Here is a 17,281-nt window from a genome sequence, read left to right as displayed (position 1 = left end):
AATACTACGTAGGATGGAAAGGCTTATAAATGTTACGGAGTTCAGGTTAGTGGACTATATATAATTATCCCTCACGATGAGTGGAGACTCATCTCATGGTCGGTGGAGAAACGATTTTGCTTCGGCATCGCTAACCTGTTCGAAGTTCTGATAGAACTCTCCAACAGCACCAAAGCGGTCGGGCGTCTCGACCACAACCAGCGTGTCGACCTGCTCACTGAGATCGTCTGCGGTCGATGGCGAGGCTACCGGGACAGCGAGAACGATAGCGGCTGCACCAGTGCCACGAAGCTGTGTTAGACAGGCTCGAACTGTTGCACCTGTCGCGATACCGTCATCGACGAGTATGACTCGCCGATCGGTCGTCTCGGCCAGATCGTCTGTTCCCCGATAGTTCTGGAGCTTCTCCGCTGCCACTGTCGCCGCACGGCGACGTTCACGTTCGAGATACGAGTCGTCGACATCGAGTTGTGTGATCAACCGATCGTTGTACCACGCTTCGCCGGTGCTGGTGACAGCACCGAGTGCGAGTTCATCGTTTCCGGGAGCCCCCATCTTCTTTGCCGCAATCACGTCCAGCGGTGCATCGAGCGCCGCTGCAACCGGTGCGGCCACCGGAAGACCGCCGCGGGGGATTCCCAGCACTATCTCCGCCTCGATCCCTTCTCGCTCTATCAGTCGCGCTAGCTGCTCTCCGGCATCAGCTCTGTTCTGAAACATTCCGAATATGTTGTTCTACAACGTGTCTTCGTAAGGATTCGAGGGGTGCCTACCGATCACCGGACCCACTGAGACCAGGGTCAGTCCGATGGCCGGGGTGGTTTCCGGGGGGACTCCGATCAGTAGTCTCGTCATCGGTGACCCTCCGGTCAGTAGTCGCATCATCGCTGGGCCGCCCATCACCGGTACCATCCTCCCGTTTCTCGTCCGCAGACGCGGCCGAGACGGAGTCTACGACGGCATCGGTGGATGCTACCCAGGCGTCGACCGAACCCTCACTGACGGGCGTCTCCACCGACCCGTTTTCGATAACGACGAGTCGAGTAGCGCCGTCGAGTACCGACCGACCCACATCCGGATCGGCGGTTCCACCGATGAAGACCGACACGCCAGCCGTTCGAGCCTTCTCTCGGGCAGTCGATAGCTGCTCATCAGTCGGTCCGGACAACGGTGTCGATGTCACAGTGTCCGCTCCCAGGCTGTGAGCCGTCGACGCCGCAATATCACCGTTCGGAATCGGGCCGATCGACAGGTCAAAGCCCGCACGATCCAGTTTTGCGAGCGTCTGTGCGGCGATATTACCAGTTCCCAGGACGTGTACGCGCAGGCCACGCGGGGGATCGCTGTCTTCGAGCGCCCGTACTGACTCGGTTCCCGTGACGGGATCGGGTGTAACTGCCGCTCGCACGTCGAACGTCGAGGAGACCGTTGACTCGGTGAGCACCGATTCAGGTGGTCCCGCTGCGACGACAGCCCCATCGGACAGCATCACCAGCGAATCACAGTACCGTGCCGCGAGGTCGAGGTCGTGGATGGCGGCGATCGCCGCGGTGCCGTTATGAACCAGCGATCGAACCAACTGTAGCGTCTCGATTCCGTGGTTCACGTCGAGGCTCGCTGTCGGTTCATCGAGTAACAGGGCGGGCGTCGCCTGTGCGATCGCACGCGCGAGAAGAACGCGCTGGCGTTCCCCACCGCTGATGGCGTCGATCGATCGATCGGCGAACTGCGTGATCTCGGTTCGCTCCATTGCGTTTTCGATCGCTTCCCGGTCCTCAACTGTCATCGATTCGAACCGGCCACGGTGGGCGGTCCGCCCCATTCCAACGATCCGTCTAACATCGAAGGAAAACGAGATCGAGGTGTCCTGTGGGACGACCGCGACGCGCTGGCTTGCAACACGTGACGACAGCGTGTGTATGTCGTCACCGTCAACGGTAACTCGTCCGCGATCAGGTGTGAGTGCCCCACTGATCGTACGGAGTAGTGTCGTCTTCCCCGAGCCGTTCGGACCGACGAGCCCGACGAACTCCCCGGAGTCCGCAGCTACTGAGACGTTGTCGAGAACGGACACGTCGTCGAACGACACGGAGACGTCCTCCACGGTGATCATCGGCCCGCTCACAGCCCATGCACCTCCCGCCGAAGTAACAGGAACAGGAAAAAGGGTGCGCCGATCGCGGCGGTCACGATTCCGACAGGGAGTTCGGCGGCACCGGAGCGTGCAAGGGTGTCCGCGGCGACGAGAAAGGCCGCGCCAGCGACCGCGCTGGTGGGAAGGAGAATCCGATGATCGGGCCCGACGAGCAGCCGCATGATGTGTGGGACGACCAGGCCGACGAAGCCGATCACGCCCGAAACCGCTACGGCGGCGGCCGTAATGAGACTGGATACCGCAAGCAACACGCGTTTCGTTCGCTCGACCTCGATACCGAGGTGCTGGGCGTCCTCCTCACCGAGCAACAGTACGTTCAGATCTCGCGTGTACGCAGCAAGCACGACAAACCCGAGAAATGCGACCGGGAACGCGAAGAGGACGTGCTCCCACGTACTGTAGTGGAGATGACCCATCAGCCAGTAGACGGCCTCTTCCAGACTGTCACCGGCCTGTAACAACAGGTACGAGATCACTGCCCCAAGGAACGTCTGGACCGCGACTCCCGCGAGCAGGAGCGTTGCAACGGGCGTTCGACCGCCTTCGGTCGCCATGGCGTACACCGCAAAGGCGGTGATCAGCGCCCCGACGAACGCGGCGAGACGGAGATCGACGACCGCGAGTCCGGGGATCGTGATGGTTGCGACGGCCCCGACCGCCGCCCCCGATGAGACGCCGATAATCGACGGGTCGGCCAGTGGGTTCCTGAAAAAGCCCTGCATAACTGTGCCCGCACTGGCAAGTGCAAACCCCACGATCGCCCCAAGCAGGATCCGTGGGAGCCGAATGTTCACCACGATCGTCCGGGTTGTCTCGGCTACCGCGAAGTCGAACAGTGGTCGGTGCTCAAGTGATGGTGATGGATACGGGAGGGTCACACCCTGACCGATCGTGATGTGCCCGGCATCGACAGCAACGCCGACAGGGAAAGAGAGCTCGTTTAGCACTGTCCGAAGGACATCGATCGCAGCGATTTCGACCGGTCCGACGGTTGCACTGACGACGATTGTTATGACCAGTACGACAACGAGACCAGCAGTCCAGGCGACCGTTCTCGTCAGCAGTGATGAACCCGTCGCTGTCTGCGCAACATCCGCGGAGGCGTCGGTATTCGCTGCCGAGTCGGTGGCTGTCCCCACGATGTTTGCAATCTCGCTTTCATTAGACAAATATTTATTGATTACTCTGCATCGTTCATGTGATGACACGAACACTACTACGAGTTGCCGTCGCGCTGCTGGTCGTCATGGCGGGCGCAGTGGGTGCAGTCGCGCCCGGCGCGGCGACGGGGGATGCGAGCGGTCAGGAACTCCAGTGTGAGTTCCCGGCAACCTTCGAGGACGCCGGCGGTGAGGACGTACAGATCGACGAGCAACCGGACGAGATCGTGACGCTGAATCCGTCGGCCGCCCAGACGATGTGGGAGATCGGGGCTGAAGATCGGGTGACAGGCGTGTCCCAGTACGCGATGTACCTCGACGGCGCAGAGGAGCGCACGGACATCACAGACGAGGAAGGAGGTACCTCGGTCGAGCAGGTGATCGACCTCGAACCCGACCTCGTGCTTGCACCGAACACGATCCCCGAAGATACGGTCGACCAGCTTCGAACCGAGGGAGACCTGACTGTCTATCACTTCGAGTCCGCCACGTCAATCGACGACGTGCGTGAGAAGACCGAGCTAATCGGCCAGCTCGTCGGCGAGTGTGAGGGTGCCGAAGATACTGTCGCGTGGATGGACGACGAACTCGAGGAAGTTGCGGACCGAATCGAGGGCGAGGAACCGACCATCTACTTCGAGTTCTTCGAGACGACGGCCGGGCAGGACACGTTCCAGGACGACGTGCTGTCGACTGCTGGCGGTGAGAACGTCGCGGCAGCAGCCGGGATTGAGGGGTGGGGACAGATGAGCCAAGAACAGCTTGCCGAGCAGAATCCGGACTGGCTACTCATCATCGAGGGGCACGAGCTCCCGAGCGGGGAGGGTGTCGAGCAAAGTACCGCACTACAGGAAGATAACGTCGTGGAAGTAACCGAAGAGCACATGCAACAGCCCGCCCCACGCGTGGTGTATGCTGTGAGCGAGATCAACGAGCAGCTGTACGCTGAGAGCGACGAAAACGGCGTTGCCGACGAAGAGGTGGACGACGAAACGACAGGGGACGATACTGCTGCCGACGATGAAGAGCCGGATGCCATCCCCGGCTTCGGTATCGCTGCTGCGCTCGCTGCGCTACTATCGGTCGTTGCGCTCCGACGCCGATAACGTCAGTCGAGAAAACGACCTTTTTAGGTGCCGACCACCCACTGACCAGTATGGTCGAGAACGTCATCTGGCCCGCCTATCTCGATGCGGAGCTCTCCCGCTCGAAGGGGCGGCGCGTCCCACAGGACCTCGCAGTCGAAGAGCCGACGGTCGATGAGATCGCACAGGCCGTCCAGCAGGTCGGCTACGACGCCAAGATAGAACGCGACGTGGCGTATCCGCGGAACCACTACACACCGCGCGGTCGCGTGCTTGTAAAGGATAGCGAGGATTCCAAAAACGACGTCGTGCAGGCCGTCGCGGCGTACGTCTCGACGATGCGAGACTGATGCAACGACTTGGCACCGTCGATCGAACGGCACAGGGACTCGCAATCGCGCGGGTTTCAGGCGAGTACGAGCCCGCGATCGGCAACATGGTGATCGACGAATCGCTCGACACGATCGGACGTGTCGTCGACGTCTTCGGTCCCGTCGACCGTCCGTACGTGGCCATTACGACGGATAATGACGTGAACCTCGCGACGTTGCTCGGCGAAAAACTCTACGTCAAGGACTAGTCAGCCTGGCCTTCCAGTTCGACGACCAGACACTCACACTGGTCCGCTTCCGGATCGAAACAGTCGGGACACTCTACCGGGCGGTCGATGATCGTATCCAGTCGCTCTGCAACCGTATCGTCGATCACGCTCTCCAGCGCCCGTGCCTCCTCGCGATAGTTCTTCACTTCGAGGACGTTCGCGAGGAACCGCTCGATGATACAGTACGTCTGGATGGCGTCTCGCGCCCGACCGATCCCCTCGTCGGTGAGCCGGACGCCCTTGTACTTCTCGTGGTCAGCCAGCCCCCGATCCTCTAGCTTGCCGATCATCTCGTTGACGCTCGCGGGGCTGACGTCGAGCATCTCCGCGAGCTGACCGGTCGAGGCCGGGCCGTCCTCGATCGTCTGTGCGAGGTAGATCGTCTTGAGGTACTGATCGGCGGTGTTCATTCGCGTTCCTCCATAACGCGTGTCACGTCTTCGACACCCGCTTCCTCCTCGGAACGTATCTCGCGAAGCGTCGATAGAACCCGCTCGCGATCGATACTGTAGGTGGCATCGCTCGCCTCGATCGCCTCGATCAGGTCGTCGTAAAACTTGTACGCGGTCTCCTCATTACAGAGTTGGTCGTACAGCAGTCCGTCGAAGTCTTCGGGCTGATTCTGGGCGTAATGCTCCCGAACGAGCACCTCGATTTCGTCGTATGAGACCGTCTCAGCGTCCATCTCGTCGACGAGTGCCTCTAGACGTTTTCGGTGGTCTTCCGACTCTTCGACCGCGTGTTCGAGCAGGTCCTCGATCGAATCATCGAGCTCCGCTCGCTCGTCGGGCGAGAGTGATTCCAGATGAGAGTGTGCTCGTGCCTCGACGACCTCCTCCAGCACGACTCCGATCTGGAGGAGCCGAGCGAGCTGGTGATCCGACGAGACCCGCTGGCCGAGACTCATACACGGGAATCAGTGTCCAGTCCACTTAACTCTCCTTTTCTTTCCTGCTCACACCGCCCCGAGTCACCGTAGCGCTTCCAGCGGAATTGAGTTAGAAACAGGTGGAGGACCCTCTACAGGTCGACGCGATCCCCGATTTCGACGAGCTCGAGCGCCTCTGGATACTCGAACCCTCGTGCATGATGATGCAGTACCGTCGGATCGGCGGTCAGTCCTTTCCACATGTCCCAGTGGCTGGGGAGGAACCGATCGAACTGCAGATCACTCGCAGCCTCGATCGCCTGATTCTCGTCGTTGTACCAGCGCGTCCGGACCGGTTCGCCGGTCTCCTTATCAGGGACGGTTCCGACGGTTCCGAACGCGAGTATGCCGAGGTCGATCTCGTACTCCTCGCCGATACGGGTGAACTCGTCGCTGGGTTTGGTGTCGCCGCCGTGGAACACCGTCTGTCCCTCGTGTTCGATGACGTAGGAGACCGGATGAGTGGCGTCCGCGTCGCAGGCGTCCTCGACGTGGATAGTGAAGCCACCGACTTCGAGGGTGTCCCCTTCGCTCACTTCGACGAACTGGTCGTCATCGATATCGTGATCGGCCTGCCAGTCCTCCTCGTCGCGGGCGACTGCGAGACTGTCGTCCGGCGCGTACAGGTCCGCACCCGTCGATTCGAGGATCGGTGCCTGCGAGGGGCCGTGGACGTGGTCCGTATGCTCATGGGTGGCAAGAACAGCATCGGCCTCCTCGATGTCCTCGGGATTGAACGGGACCGGAATCATCCGCGTGGTTCGTGGCGGATCACCAAGTCCGACGTATGGATCGACAAACAGCGTCGTCCCATCGCTGGCTTTCATAGCGAAACCGTTGCAGCCGAGATACCAGACGGCGATGCGTTCGGGAGTAGCGTCCGCGATCGCGTTCGGGAGCCAGTCGCCCCAGTCACTTTCGATTGCCATACGGAAAACCACCGGGCAGGTCGTGCGTAAGTGTTGCGCTCTCCGCTCACAGAGAGTCCACTCCGATCAGCTCTCACACAGCGTAAGTGGAGAGCCGATTCAATCCTGACAGCAACCGCCAGCCTGTTCGCCGAAGTCGACGTCGAGCGGTTCCGAGATGGCCTTGTTGACCGCTTCAAGCCGCGCGTCGAGTCGTTGCTGGGCTTCGAGATATTCGGACATGGTCGGCTGTGAGTGAAGCTCGCTCTGGGCCTGCTGGAGCTCCTGCAGGTCGTCCTGACTTGCGTCGCCAGTCTGTCGAGCGAGCATGAACTCCTGGCGGAGCGACTCGAACTGCTGGATCTGTTCTTGGAGTTCGTCATCGGATTCGACAGCAGACTTCGCCGATTCGAACGCCTCATATTCCGGGAGGTTGCGGATCGCTTCGCCAAGCTCACGTCCGAGCGTCTCGATGTCGCTATCGGGGACGGTTACCTCAGTGTCAATGCTCATACCTCGCGTTACGACTGCGTGTGTATCAACCTGCTGGTCTCCCCGATCTACTCCGCAAGAGTCGTCGCCAGATCAGCCGACCAGTGGATGTCCCCATCGTACACGACGGGCAGTTCCGCGCGATCGAGATATGAAATGATTTCGTCCCGGCCCATGGTGAACTCCGATTCGTTGCCACACAGGTACGAGTACTCGTTACCGTCGAGATAGGGGTGATAGAAGCTCCCGGTGTGCTGTGAGGAGAACTGATCGTATACCAGCAGGAACCGATTCCCGTCCTCGATTGGTTCGACCGTTGCGGTTGCAGGGATACGGTTCTCGCTTTGCGTGAGCGAATGGGTTCCGTCGCCGACGACGGCGTAATCTTTCCCCATCATGATCCGACAGCGCGCCAGCTGAAGCGCCCGTTCGATGCCGAAGCCATGAGCGAGTAGTTTTGCGAAGGTAGAGCCGACCTTCACTGCATGATCATTGAGTACCTGTGAGAACGTCACTGCACCGGCGACGGCTCCCTGTTCGATCAGCTCACGGCCCTCGTAGTAAGAGCCACACGCGTTCAGGAAGAACGTCTGGACACGACAGCGATCCAGCGTCGATGCTGCCATGTAGCCGTCAGGACAGCGAAGTCCCTCCGTTTCACAGTGGCCGATGTAATGGACGAAATCGTACTCGGATTCGAAGGTTCTGGCGAGTCGGGGGCTCGTCAGGCCGTTCTCGACCGTCACCTCGATCGGGAGCTGGTCACCACGCTGACGGTAGATCTCGGCGACGTCTTCGTGTTCGTCGGCCATATCGTCATCGTTGAGTACCACGACGATACCGATCTCATCGCGGTCGTCCGTCAGGAACTCAAGTCGGTTCAGATATGCTGTCGGCGACGATCGGAACACGTCGATCGGTGTTCCCTCGGCGAGCCAGCCGTGAATACGGCCCCCCCGAAGTTCGGGTTTGAGTATATCGACCGAGCTGATCTCTCCGGGCCCCCGTTGACCACGATAGAAGTCATCGAGCGAGCGCTCGACCAGCTCGCTGCCCGAGAGCTCGGACGTTCGGGGTCTGAACACGAGGCTCATCCGATCGAGCAAGAATGGGATCGTCGGGAGGTGTTCGACGGTCGGATCAACGTATGTCGAAAGATGCCAGTCGGGGATTCGGTGCTGGATCGCGTCGTTGGCCACGGACAGATAGGTTGCGAGCCGTTCGGCAGGCGTCGCGTCGTACAATACGTCGACGTCGAGACCGAGCGTGTCGAGTATGCTGGCTTCCGAGAGTTCGGTCCCGTACGGCCCCGCATTACGGACCAGACAGTCGAGGAAGAATACCTGTCTGAGCAGTCGCTCGGTCTCCCGTTCGAGCTCCCGTCCCTCCGGAAGCTCCCACTCCAGATCGAGCTCCGGCACGCGAAGAACGGGCCGTGACCGGTCGCGAACGCCAACGGAAGCCTGCAGATAGTATGCAAGCGGGGCGAGGACAAACAGCGGCTCGAAGTCGGGCGGAGAGACGATCTCGATACCGCTGTTGGGGGTCGCTGCAACCACCTGGTCCGGCACCTCGACCTCGTCTCCGGTCTGCAGGAGCGGTGGATGTCCCCGAAGCGTCGGATAGCTACGGTCGGTTCCGGTCGTCTTGTGGGATGCATGAAGGTGTGAGAGCGCCGTTGCCAGCCCGCCAGGTGTTGGCGGTACTGTCAGTTTGTGGCTCGGCAGTTCGGCCCTGCTTCGAAGTCCGATCGTCGTGGTTGTACGTTCGGGGAACTCGATTTCCACCGCGTCGTAGGTCGGCGTACGGTCGATCGAAAGCGCACTCTCGACCCGCAGATACGTCTTGATCTCGCCGTCAATGTCGATCAGGTAGTCGTCTTCGGGGAGCGAAAGGGAGTCCTGATCAGCTGTCAGTTCGTACGTGTTGCCGCCAGAGAGCGGGGTCACGTAGACGACGGCAGTTGGTACCGAGACCTTCGACATCGAACAGGTAACCGTCGCGTCAGTCGGCCGTGGAAGTTCGGCACTCGACCGAACGAGGTCAAGTTCCGGGCTGTCGATAACGAACTCGGCGTTCCCGCCATCGAGTGCTCTGAGCCCGGAATCCGTCGTCTCCCACTCGATCATTCGACTCGTAGCAAAACACTACTGGTCAATATTAGTATCGGTAACGCGAGGTGTCGTGACATACCAGTCCTCGTCGAGCGAGCGGAAGAAAGGTACAATTATACGCCATCGGCCCTCGACGTAGACGTATGAACTACGACGCCGTTCGGGAGTCAGATCCCGCGGTCGCCGACGCCCTCGTCGGCGAGGTAGAACGACAGCGCAACAGCTTGCAGATGATCGCGAGCGAGAATCACGTCAGCGAGGCGGTGCTCGAAGCCCAGTCGAGTGTGCTGACGAACAACTACGCCGAGGGGTATCCCGGTGCTCGCTACTACGCGGGCTGTGAGTACGCCGACGACATCGAGGAGCTCGCAATCGAGCGTGCCCACGAACTCTGGGGCGGCGATCACATTAACGTTCAGCCCCACTCCGGGACGCAGGCCAACCAGGCAGTCTATCTGGCCATGCTCGAACCGGGTGACAAGATCCTCTCGCTGGACCTGACCCACGGCGGCCACCTCTCCCATGGCCACCCGGCCAACTTCACCGGCCAGCTCTACGAGGTCGAGCAGTACGAGGTCGACGCCGAATCCGGCTACATCGACTACGACGCCGTCCGCGAGCACGCCGAGGAGTTCGATCCCGATATCGTCGTCTCGGGCTACTCCGCATACCCACGAACCGTCGAATGGGAGAAGATACAGGAAGCCGCCGACGCCGCCGGCGCACTCCATCTCGCCGACATGGCCCACATCACGGGGCTCGTCGCCGCGGGCGTCCACCCGTCGCCGGTCGGCGTCGCCGACTTCGTCACCGGCTCGACCCACAAGACGATCCGCTCGGGCCGGGGCGGAATCGTCATCTGCGACGAGGAGTACGCCGACGACATCGACAAGGCAGTCTTCCCCGGCGGACAGGGCGGCCCCCTCATGCACAACATCGCTGGCAAGGCTGTCGGCTTCGGCGAGGCCAACTCCGAAGAATTCGAGGAATACGCCGCACAGACGATCGAGAACGCACAGGCGCTCGGCGACCGGCTACAGGAGCACGGCTTCACGCTGGTTTCGGGCGGCACCGACAACCACCTCGTGCTCGTTGACTTGCGCGACTCACATCCCGATGTTACCGGCGGAGACGCCGAGGAGGCACTGGAAGAGGCAGGTATCGTCCTCAACGCCAACACCGTCCCCGGCGAGACGCGAAGCCCGTTCAACCCGAGCGGCATCCGTGCTGGCTCCCCCGCACTGACCACCCGCGGCTTCGACACCGACGCGATGGAGACCGTCGGCGACTGCATCGCCCAGATCGTCGATGCCGTCGCCGAAGACGAAGTGGACGCCGCAGTCGAGGACGTCGCCACGACTGTCGACGACCTCTGTGCCGAGCACCCCCTGTACGAGTAGCTCCACCGGTCTTTTTGCTGTCCGGTAAGAGCCGGGGTGACGACGCGGTGGTGGACTCACCTGACTTCGAATACTATAGTTTTATACTTCGAATACTGTATCTTCATACTTCAAAATCTATAGCCTGGTTGTCCGTCAGGGTATAGCACACGGGGACCGTCCCGGCGGCCGTCTACGGTTGGAAGTCAAACCGTGGTGTATCCTCCAGAGAGGGCCCGTCATCTCGCTCCCGCCCGTCCTCGAATCTGACGTAATTGAGATAGAACGTGCGGCCACAGCCCTCGTCGCCGGACTCCGTTTCCGGTCGGCCGATACAGACGAATTCGATGCCGTCAGCGTCTTCGTACGCCCCCGTGGTGGACGAATACTCGTAGCCAGCGAGGGGCTCTCTTGTAACCGACTTGTCGGCCAGATACGCATCCCGATCGATCTCCACGACGGTATCACAGTAGGGGCACGTGTACGTTACGGAAACCACATTCGCTCTAGGGCACCGACGGGTATCAGGATTGTCCCAGTGCCAACACTCGCCTCGCGACAGCACAGGTATCCCGGCCATGGGGATTTATTCATAGGTACGTTCAACTGGGTCTCGATGGCCGAACTGGGCGTCCTCGATCTGATCGTGAAGCTACTCGCTGGGCTCGGCGTGCTCGTGTTACTCCTTGGCCTCCTCGTTGACGCTGGACTGGTATTGCTTGCCGGGTTCCTGTTCGTCGTGGCGGGCGTATTTTATATCGGGATACGGATCCTCCGACAGCGCGTCGAGACGACCAGTGTGTGACTACGGCTGTTTGTCCGAAAACAGCCCGAAATCGAGGCCGACAAGAAGGGTCCCGACCGCCAACAGCAGTGTTGCAAGAACGAGTCCGAGCAAGGGGAGATCCATACCTGTCGTCGAAGCGATCAGTGTGACGCTGCCGAGCATCATCAATGCCACACCGATTACGAGTTCGGGATCGTCGGTCAGTCCCATACGTGATCTGTGATCGGCGCGGGACTTCAATCGACCCCCGCAAGTGCTATGGCTCCGTGCAATGAATAATCCGACATGATCGACGAGACAGTCGAAGAGATCGCAGACATGCAGACACACAGCGCCTCGAACGTCGCTATCAAAGCCGCCCGGGCGCTTCTGACGGTCGCCGACAGGGAAGTGACGACCGTAGAGGAGTACGAGCGTGATCTGGAACGTAACGCAAGCGTCCTTCGCCGGGCGAATCCATCACACGCAATCCTCCAGAACGCGATGGCCGATATCGTGGACGCAGTCAGCACTGCTGACCTCACGGATGTCGAGGATGCCAAAGCCGTTACGCGGTCGACAGTCGATACAGTGATCGAAAACGTTCGGCGCGAGAAACAGGACGCCGCAGCGAATGCGGTACCGCTGTTCGAGGACGGCTCGACGATACTGACACACGATTACTCCTCGACCGTACTCGCAGGGCTGGAACGGGCCGTCGAGGACGGGCGTGAGCTCGAAGTTTACGTGACGGAGGCACGGCCACGCTATCTTGGTCGCCGGACAGCGCGTCGACTGGCCGGACTCGACGGCATCGAAACGCATCTGATCGTCGATAGCGCTGCTGGCCACCACCTACCCGAGTGTGACCGGGTCATCACGGGAATCACGTCGATCGTGGACGACAACATGTACAACCGGATCGGGACGTTCCCGCTTGCAGCAACTGCCAACGAAGTCGGGACACCGATGGTGGCCGTCGGTGCCAGCTCGAAGATCGTTGGCAAGCGGTTCGTCTTCGAGAACGAGTATCGACCCGTTAGCGAGGTGATGCGGGAGCCAGCGGAAGGGTTCGACATCGAGAACCCCGGCTACGACGCGACGCCGTTATCGCTTGTGGATACGATCATCACAGACGACGGGGAGCTAGAGTCATAGGAGCGCTGGCTACTCCACGGTGACCCACTCTCCCGTGGCGTCGCTTCGCTCGATCGCATCCAGCACTTGCTGAGCGGCAAGCCCGTCCTCGAAGCTGGGCTCGAACTCGCCGCCGTCGGCGACCGCAGAGAGGAACTCGTAGTTCTCGTGAACGAAGGTGTGCTCCCAGCCGATAACGTGGCCCGGCGGCCACCAGTGCTCGATATAGGGATCGGTCTCGTCCGTAACGAGGATTGTCTCGTAGCCCCGCGAGTCCTCCCGTAATACCTCTAGCTCGTTGAGCCGTTCGAGCGAGAACTTCAGACTCCCCTTCGAACCCTGAATCTCGATCGTGTGGTCGTTCTTGTGACCGTTGGCAAAGCGTGAAGCCTCGAAGGTTCCCATCGCTCCACTCTCGAACTCGACCTGTGCTGAGTAAGCGTCGTCGACCGTAACCGACCGCGTCTCGTCGCCCCCCTCGACCGGCCGCTCGTCGACGAACGTCTGTAGGTGACCCGAGATCCGTTCGATCTCGCCTGCCTGCTCGCCGACGAGGAAGCGTGCGAGGTCGATCGTGTGGCTCCCGAGGTCGCCCAGCGCGCCGCTGCCCGCTAGCTCTGCGTCGTTCCGCCAGGACCACGGCGCGTCGGGATCGACGAGCCAGTCCTGGAGATACCGACCACGAACGTGGTGGATTTCCCCCAGCTTGCCGTCCTCGATCAATCCCTTCGCGTAGCGAATTGCGGGGACGAAGCGGTAGTTGAACGCGCTCCCGGCGGGCACATCAGCATCGCGTGCCACTTGCGCCATCTCCGCTGCGACATCAAGCGTTGGTGCCAGCGGCTTCTCACAGAAGACGGGAGTCCCCGATTCCAGCGCGGCAATTGAGGGTTCGGCGTGGACGTGATTCGGACCGAGGTTGTAGAACACATCGACCTCGTCGATCTCGGCTTCCCAGTCGGTCGATGTTCTATCAAAACCTAACTGGTCGGCGGCGCTATCCAGTGCTGCCTCGTCGCGCCCGATCAGGACGTCGCGCTCGACGTCCGGTGCGTCCTCGAAAAACATCGGTAGCCGCGCCAGCGCGTTCGCGTGAGCCTGTCCCATGAACCGATAGCCGAGTACGCCGACCTGCAGTGTCATAGGTCCAAGTTCGGTGTGTCCGGTAATTAGTAGTTTGGTACGTCGTGGAGACCCACGCATCCGCCAGGATCGGTCGGTGGCGTTTCCGCGTTGATCACGCCGTAATTCGATATTCGATTGCTCCGATACCGGGAATGTGAATGGTTCGTGTCCGACGTCGATCCGCCTCTGACCGGTTCGCGAGGTGGTACCGAATACCCAGTACGGAACCGAGGACTGTGACGATCGCCATGGCGCTTGCGACCGGATAGCTCATTACGGCGAAAACACCGATGATGAGCCCAAGGAGCGCAACCATGCCCTCGAGCGTTGGTGGTTCGGTCGGTCGCGACGGCAGTCCCTGCTTTGGCTGTGGTGGGATTGTCATATCAACTCCTATGGTCCGCGGGGATAAAAACCTTTCAGATTACAGATAATTATAGAGAAGCGCTAGCATGGATCAGGCTGGTATCGGTGCTATTAGGTCCTCTAGAACAGTGTAATAGTTACCATGTCAACGGTAGACAACTAGTCGGTATTCTATCAGAAGGGGCGAGACGATCCAATCCTCAGGGAAGCCACGCCTGTGGCTAAGTAGGGTGGGTAGTTCACCTGACGAGGCTCGTGATCAATGCTGCCAGTACTGCCGTCACCGCCGTCCCGATGCTGATACCGGCGAGTGCCCCGACTGATAGCGTTGCACCGATTCCGCCGATGTCGACGAGGAGTGCGAGCAGATACACGACAAGACTCGTAACGACGGACCCGAACGCTGCGCCGAGACCCGCTGCCAGCAACACGGCTTCTCGCTCTGCGTTGAACGTCAGTCCAGTCAGCGTTCCGGTCCCAAGTGCAACGAGGGGCAGTAACAGGACGGCGAACCCGAGCGCAGTTTGTGCCGCGAACGAATTGATACCGGCCACACCGGAAAGTGCTCCGACCAGCAGACCGCTTACGCCGAAGCCGATACCTGCCACCAAAAATAGTCCTGCCGACCGTCCGATATGCTGTTGCGTGCGCGGCCGCTTAAGGATCTCTTCGAGCCGACGTATACGTTGCTCTATCTTTTTTCCCACTCCTGATCCGTCCTCGATATCCGCACTATCTACTGCCATACCGGGAGAATCTCATTAGTCCACCATTATAAGCCCGGCGTTATATCAGAGTGATGGAAAGTAAATGAACGGGGTCGGCTACTACCTGCAAGTGATTGAAACTATCGGGTACTAACGTTGCGTTACTGGTAACAACGGGATAGAATGGAAAGATTACTGTCGACTCACGCCCAGAAAGCGTCACCGGGTTGGGAGTCGAAGACAGCTCGGTCGAGCATCTCGACTGCCTTCTCTAGACCCTCTATCGAGGAGGTCAGCGAGTCCTCGTGCTCGATCGAGAGCGCACCGTCGTAGCCGACCATCCGGAGCGTCGAGACGACATCCTTCCAGTGCAGTTCCCCGTGACCGTAGCCGATCGAGCGGAACAGCCACGACCGCTCGGCTTCCTCAGTGTACGGCGTCGTGTCGAGGACTCCCTTCTCGCGGGCCTGCTCCTCGTAGACCCGAGTATCCTTGGCGTGGAAGTGATGAATTGCATCCTCTTCGCCCAGCAATCGGATCGCATCCGTGATCTCGATTCCCTGCCAGTACAGATGTGATGGGTCGAAGTTCGCGCCGATCCGCTCGTTAGTTGCTTCGCGCAGGCGTAGCAGGCCGTGTGGCTCGTAGACGAGCATGTTGGGATGCATTTCGATGGCGACATCAACACTGTGGGTAGCCGCATGCTCGGCGATCTCCGACCAGTAAGGAATTGCTACTTCCTCCCACTGGTACTCATGAGCTTCCGCGTGCTCGCCCGGCCAGGGAGCAGTAACCCAGTTCGGGGTCTCGTCGTTCGGACTACCAGCAGGTAGTCCCGAGAAGCACGTCACCGTGTTCACATCGAGCTGTCCAGCGAGTTCGATCGCCTCACGGAGTTCCGTATCCGCCTCTGCAGCGCGCTCGTCGTCCGGGTGGATCGGATTATTATGGGTTGCAAGCGCGCTGATCCGCATGTCGTGCTCGTCGAGCAGCTCGGCGAGTTCGGACTGGGCGTCCTCGTCATCGAGGTGTGCTCTCCGGTCGAGATGGTCGTCACCCGGCCACCCGCCGACGCCGGGTTCGACGGCGTCGACACCAATGTCATCGAGATACGCGAGCGCTTCACCGAAGGATCTGTCGTAAAGCGGTGGGGTATGGACACCAATCTCCATAGGTGAACCATCAGCAGTCACGGAGAAAAAACTTCGGAGAGGCGCTAGTCTGCCAGTAGCTCTGTCCCGACTTCGTCATCGATTTCGACCGCGCGACCGGTCTCGCTAGAGCGATAGATCGCGTCGATGATCCGCTGGACGGTGAGGGCTTCCTCGACGGTGTTCAGCTCGGGGGGCTGACCGGTAGCGACAGCGTCCAGAAATGCCGCCTGCTCTTCAGTGTGTGCGTTGTGCTCCTGTACCTCGACGTCCGTCGTTTTCAGATTTTGCGCGCCGCGCTGGTCGGCGTCGTACAGGGTCAGGTCGCCGGTGGCCTTGTCAAAACGCGCGCCTCCATCCGTACCGCGAACGTAGAACTCCTGGCTCGGCGGTCGGTTCGTCGCCCACGCGGCTTCCAGCGATATCGTCTGGCCGTCCGCACACCGGATCAGCGCAGTCACGGAGTCATCGACGTCGAACTCGTCTGCACCGCGATCCTCGCCCCACATCGTCACGTAGGAGTACTCCTCGTCCGTACCGAACTCGGCACGCGTCTGGCCGCTGACTTCGACGACTTCCGGATAATCGAGACAGTGTAGTGCGAGATCGAGCGCGTGAACGCCGATATCGATCAGGGCACCGCCACCGGACACCGATTTGTTGGTAAACCACGACCCGCGTCCTGGGATCCCGCGACGACGAATGTAGTTCGCCTCGACGTGAGAGACATCACCGAACGTTCCCGACTCCGCTTCCTCCTTAATAATCCGTGCCTGATGGTGGAATCGGCTGTGAAAACCGACCATACAGAACCCCTCGGCATCACGCGCTGCCGCCGCGATCCGCTCGGCGCTTTCGAGGGAGTGTGCCAATGGCTTTTCGAGGAGGACGTCGAGCCCCGCTTCGAGCGCGTCGACCGCATACTCCTCGTGGAACCGGTTCGGCGTAGTGACGATGACGGCGTCGATCTGCTCGAAAAGTTCCGTGTGGTCCTCGTAGGTAGGCACGTTATACTCCTCGGAGAATCCCGCTCTGGCCTCTTCACTGATGTCGACGCCACCGACTATCGTCGCGCCCGCGTCCACGAGTTTGTTCGCGTGGTGTCGCGCGATATTTCCGAGCCCGACGATTCCGACTTCTACGTCGTTTCTATCCATATTTTTACTCAGCCGGTGAACGGTATAACTCTTTCAGGTGTGAACTACCC

21 protein-coding genes are annotated in these 17,281 nt (G+C 60.4%); 6 read left to right on the top strand and 15 right to left on the bottom strand.

The genetic code is table 11. The features are described from left to right. Positions 1 to 93: 93 nt before the first annotated feature. The 3 genes from AArcS_RS06280 to btuC are packed head-to-tail and all read right to left on the bottom strand — an operon-like array spanning position 94 to position 3,219. The gene (locus AArcS_RS06280; protein ID WP_238479628.1) at positions 94 to 720 is read right to left on the bottom strand and encodes a phosphoribosyltransferase; all 627 of its coding nucleotides are present in this window, start codon (positions 718 to 720) and stop codon (positions 94 to 96) included. A gap of 49 nt (positions 721 to 769) precedes the next feature. Next, complete coding sequence (locus AArcS_RS06275) at positions 770 to 2,125, bottom strand: ATP-binding cassette domain-containing protein (protein ID WP_238479627.1); 1,356 nt, start codon at positions 2,123 to 2,125, stop codon at positions 770 to 772. Further along, the gene (gene btuC / locus AArcS_RS06270; RefSeq protein ID WP_238479983.1) at positions 2,122 to 3,219 is read right to left on the bottom strand and encodes a vitamin B12 ABC transporter permease BtuC; all 1,098 of its coding nucleotides are present in this window, start codon (positions 3,217 to 3,219) and stop codon (positions 2,122 to 2,124) included. Before btuC ends, AArcS_RS06275 begins: the two co-directional genes overlap by 4 nt. Before the next feature lie 137 nt (positions 3,220 to 3,356). Here btuC and AArcS_RS06265 point away from each other — a divergent pair, with 137 nt between their 5' ends. The 3 genes from AArcS_RS06265 to AArcS_RS06255 are packed head-to-tail and all read left to right on the top strand — an operon-like array spanning position 3,357 to position 4,980. Then, complete coding sequence (locus tag AArcS_RS06265; protein ID WP_238479626.1) at positions 3,357 to 4,421, top strand: PGF-CTERM-anchored ABC transporter substrate-binding protein; 1,065 nt, start codon at positions 3,357 to 3,359, stop codon at positions 4,419 to 4,421. 50 nt (positions 4,422 to 4,471) lie between these two features. Beyond that, positions 4,472 to 4,750 (top strand): signal recognition particle subunit SRP19, encoded by a 279-nt coding sequence (gene srp19 / locus AArcS_RS06260; RefSeq protein ID WP_238479625.1) that lies wholly within the window; start codon positions 4,472 to 4,474, stop codon positions 4,748 to 4,750. Beyond that, complete coding sequence (locus tag AArcS_RS06255) at positions 4,750 to 4,980, top strand: H/ACA ribonucleoprotein complex subunit GAR1 (protein ID WP_238479624.1); 231 nt, start codon at positions 4,750 to 4,752, stop codon at positions 4,978 to 4,980. Before srp19 ends, AArcS_RS06255 begins: the two co-directional genes overlap by 1 nt. Here AArcS_RS06255 and AArcS_RS06250 read toward each other — a convergent pair. From AArcS_RS06250 to AArcS_RS06230, 5 genes are all read right to left on the bottom strand, one after another. Further along, a complete protein-coding gene (locus AArcS_RS06250; RefSeq protein ID WP_238479623.1) occupies positions 4,977 to 5,411 on the bottom strand; it encodes a metal-dependent transcriptional regulator in 435 nt (144 codons plus the stop codon). The genes AArcS_RS06255 and AArcS_RS06250 overlap by 4 nt on opposite strands. Then, positions 5,408 to 5,908 carry a ferritin-like domain-containing protein gene (locus tag AArcS_RS06245; protein WP_238479622.1) on the bottom strand — a complete coding sequence of 167 codons (501 nt, stop codon included), beginning with the start codon at positions 5,906 to 5,908 and terminating at the stop codon, positions 5,408 to 5,410. Before AArcS_RS06245 ends, AArcS_RS06250 begins: the two co-directional genes overlap by 4 nt. 113 nt (positions 5,909 to 6,021) lie before the next feature. Further along, positions 6,022 to 6,858 (bottom strand): MBL fold metallo-hydrolase, encoded by an 837-nt coding sequence (locus AArcS_RS06240; protein ID WP_238479621.1) that lies wholly within the window; start codon positions 6,856 to 6,858, stop codon positions 6,022 to 6,024. A 99-nt stretch (positions 6,859 to 6,957) separates the two neighbouring features. After that, a complete protein-coding gene (locus tag AArcS_RS06235) occupies positions 6,958 to 7,350 on the bottom strand; it encodes a YlbF/YmcA family competence regulator (RefSeq protein ID WP_238479620.1) in 393 nt (130 codons plus the stop codon). A 47-nt stretch (positions 7,351 to 7,397) separates the two neighbouring features. Continuing rightward, on the bottom strand, positions 7,398 to 9,458 hold the full coding sequence (locus tag AArcS_RS06230; RefSeq protein ID WP_238479619.1) for a hypothetical protein: 2,061 nt from the start codon (positions 9,456 to 9,458) through the stop codon (positions 7,398 to 7,400). Between the two features lie 128 nt (positions 9,459 to 9,586). On the opposite strand from AArcS_RS06230, the gene glyA reads away from it, so the two are divergent. After that, positions 9,587 to 10,843, top strand: coding sequence for a serine hydroxymethyltransferase (gene glyA, locus AArcS_RS06225; RefSeq protein WP_238479618.1), 1,257 nt, complete (start codon positions 9,587 to 9,589; stop codon positions 10,841 to 10,843). 172 nt (positions 10,844 to 11,015) lie between these two features. Here glyA and AArcS_RS06220 read toward each other — a convergent pair whose 3' ends face one another. Next, positions 11,016 to 11,321 carry a DUF7969 family protein gene (locus tag AArcS_RS06220; protein ID WP_238479617.1) on the bottom strand — a complete coding sequence of 102 codons (306 nt, stop codon included), beginning with the start codon at positions 11,319 to 11,321 and terminating at the stop codon, positions 11,016 to 11,018. Positions 11,322 to 11,438: 117 nt separating this feature from the next. Between AArcS_RS06220 and AArcS_RS06215 the strand changes: the two genes are divergently transcribed. Then, the gene (locus tag AArcS_RS06215) at positions 11,439 to 11,627 is read left to right on the top strand and encodes a hypothetical protein (protein WP_238479616.1); all 189 of its coding nucleotides are present in this window, start codon (positions 11,439 to 11,441) and stop codon (positions 11,625 to 11,627) included. On the opposite strand, the gene AArcS_RS06210 is transcribed toward AArcS_RS06215, so the two are convergent. Then, on the bottom strand, positions 11,628 to 11,819 hold the full coding sequence (locus AArcS_RS06210; protein ID WP_238479615.1) for a hypothetical protein: 192 nt from the start codon (positions 11,817 to 11,819) through the stop codon (positions 11,628 to 11,630). It lies immediately after the preceding gene. Positions 11,820 to 11,894: 75 nt separating this feature from the next. Here AArcS_RS06210 and AArcS_RS06205 point away from each other — a divergent pair, with 75 nt between their 5' ends. Further along, positions 11,895 to 12,746: an eIF2B alpha/beta/delta subunit family protein gene (locus AArcS_RS06205; protein WP_238479614.1), complete on the top strand. Its 852-nt coding sequence runs from the start codon at positions 11,895 to 11,897 to the stop codon at positions 12,744 to 12,746. 9 nt (positions 12,747 to 12,755) lie between these two features. Here AArcS_RS06205 and AArcS_RS06200 read toward each other — a convergent pair whose 3' ends face one another. From AArcS_RS06200 to AArcS_RS06180, 5 genes are all read right to left on the bottom strand, one after another. After that, the gene (locus AArcS_RS06200; RefSeq protein ID WP_238479613.1) at positions 12,756 to 13,868 is read right to left on the bottom strand and encodes a Gfo/Idh/MocA family protein; all 1,113 of its coding nucleotides are present in this window, start codon (positions 13,866 to 13,868) and stop codon (positions 12,756 to 12,758) included. A gap of 94 nt (positions 13,869 to 13,962) precedes the next feature. Next, on the bottom strand, positions 13,963 to 14,235 hold the full coding sequence (locus AArcS_RS06195) for a hypothetical protein (protein ID WP_238479612.1): 273 nt from the start codon (positions 14,233 to 14,235) through the stop codon (positions 13,963 to 13,965). A 220-nt stretch (positions 14,236 to 14,455) separates the two neighbouring features. Continuing rightward, entirely contained in the window at positions 14,456 to 14,962 is a 507-nt protein-coding gene (locus tag AArcS_RS06190) for a hypothetical protein (protein WP_238479611.1), read from the bottom strand. Positions 14,963 to 15,126: 164 nt separating this feature from the next. After that, on the bottom strand, positions 15,127 to 16,095 hold the full coding sequence (locus tag AArcS_RS06185) for a sugar phosphate isomerase/epimerase family protein (protein WP_238479610.1): 969 nt from the start codon (positions 16,093 to 16,095) through the stop codon (positions 15,127 to 15,129). Between the two features lie 44 nt (positions 16,096 to 16,139). Next, positions 16,140 to 17,231: a Gfo/Idh/MocA family protein gene (locus tag AArcS_RS06180; RefSeq protein WP_238479609.1), complete on the bottom strand. Its 1,092-nt coding sequence runs from the start codon at positions 17,229 to 17,231 to the stop codon at positions 16,140 to 16,142. Positions 17,232 to 17,281: the final 50 nt, after the last annotated feature.

Source organism: Natranaeroarchaeum sulfidigenes (assembly GCF_017094485.1).
Classification (GTDB): Archaea; Halobacteriota; Halobacteria; order Halobacteriales; family Natronoarchaeaceae; genus Natranaeroarchaeum; species Natranaeroarchaeum sulfidigenes.
Note: the sequence above shows the minus strand (reverse complement) of the source record. Positions and strands in the feature narration are given on the sequence as shown.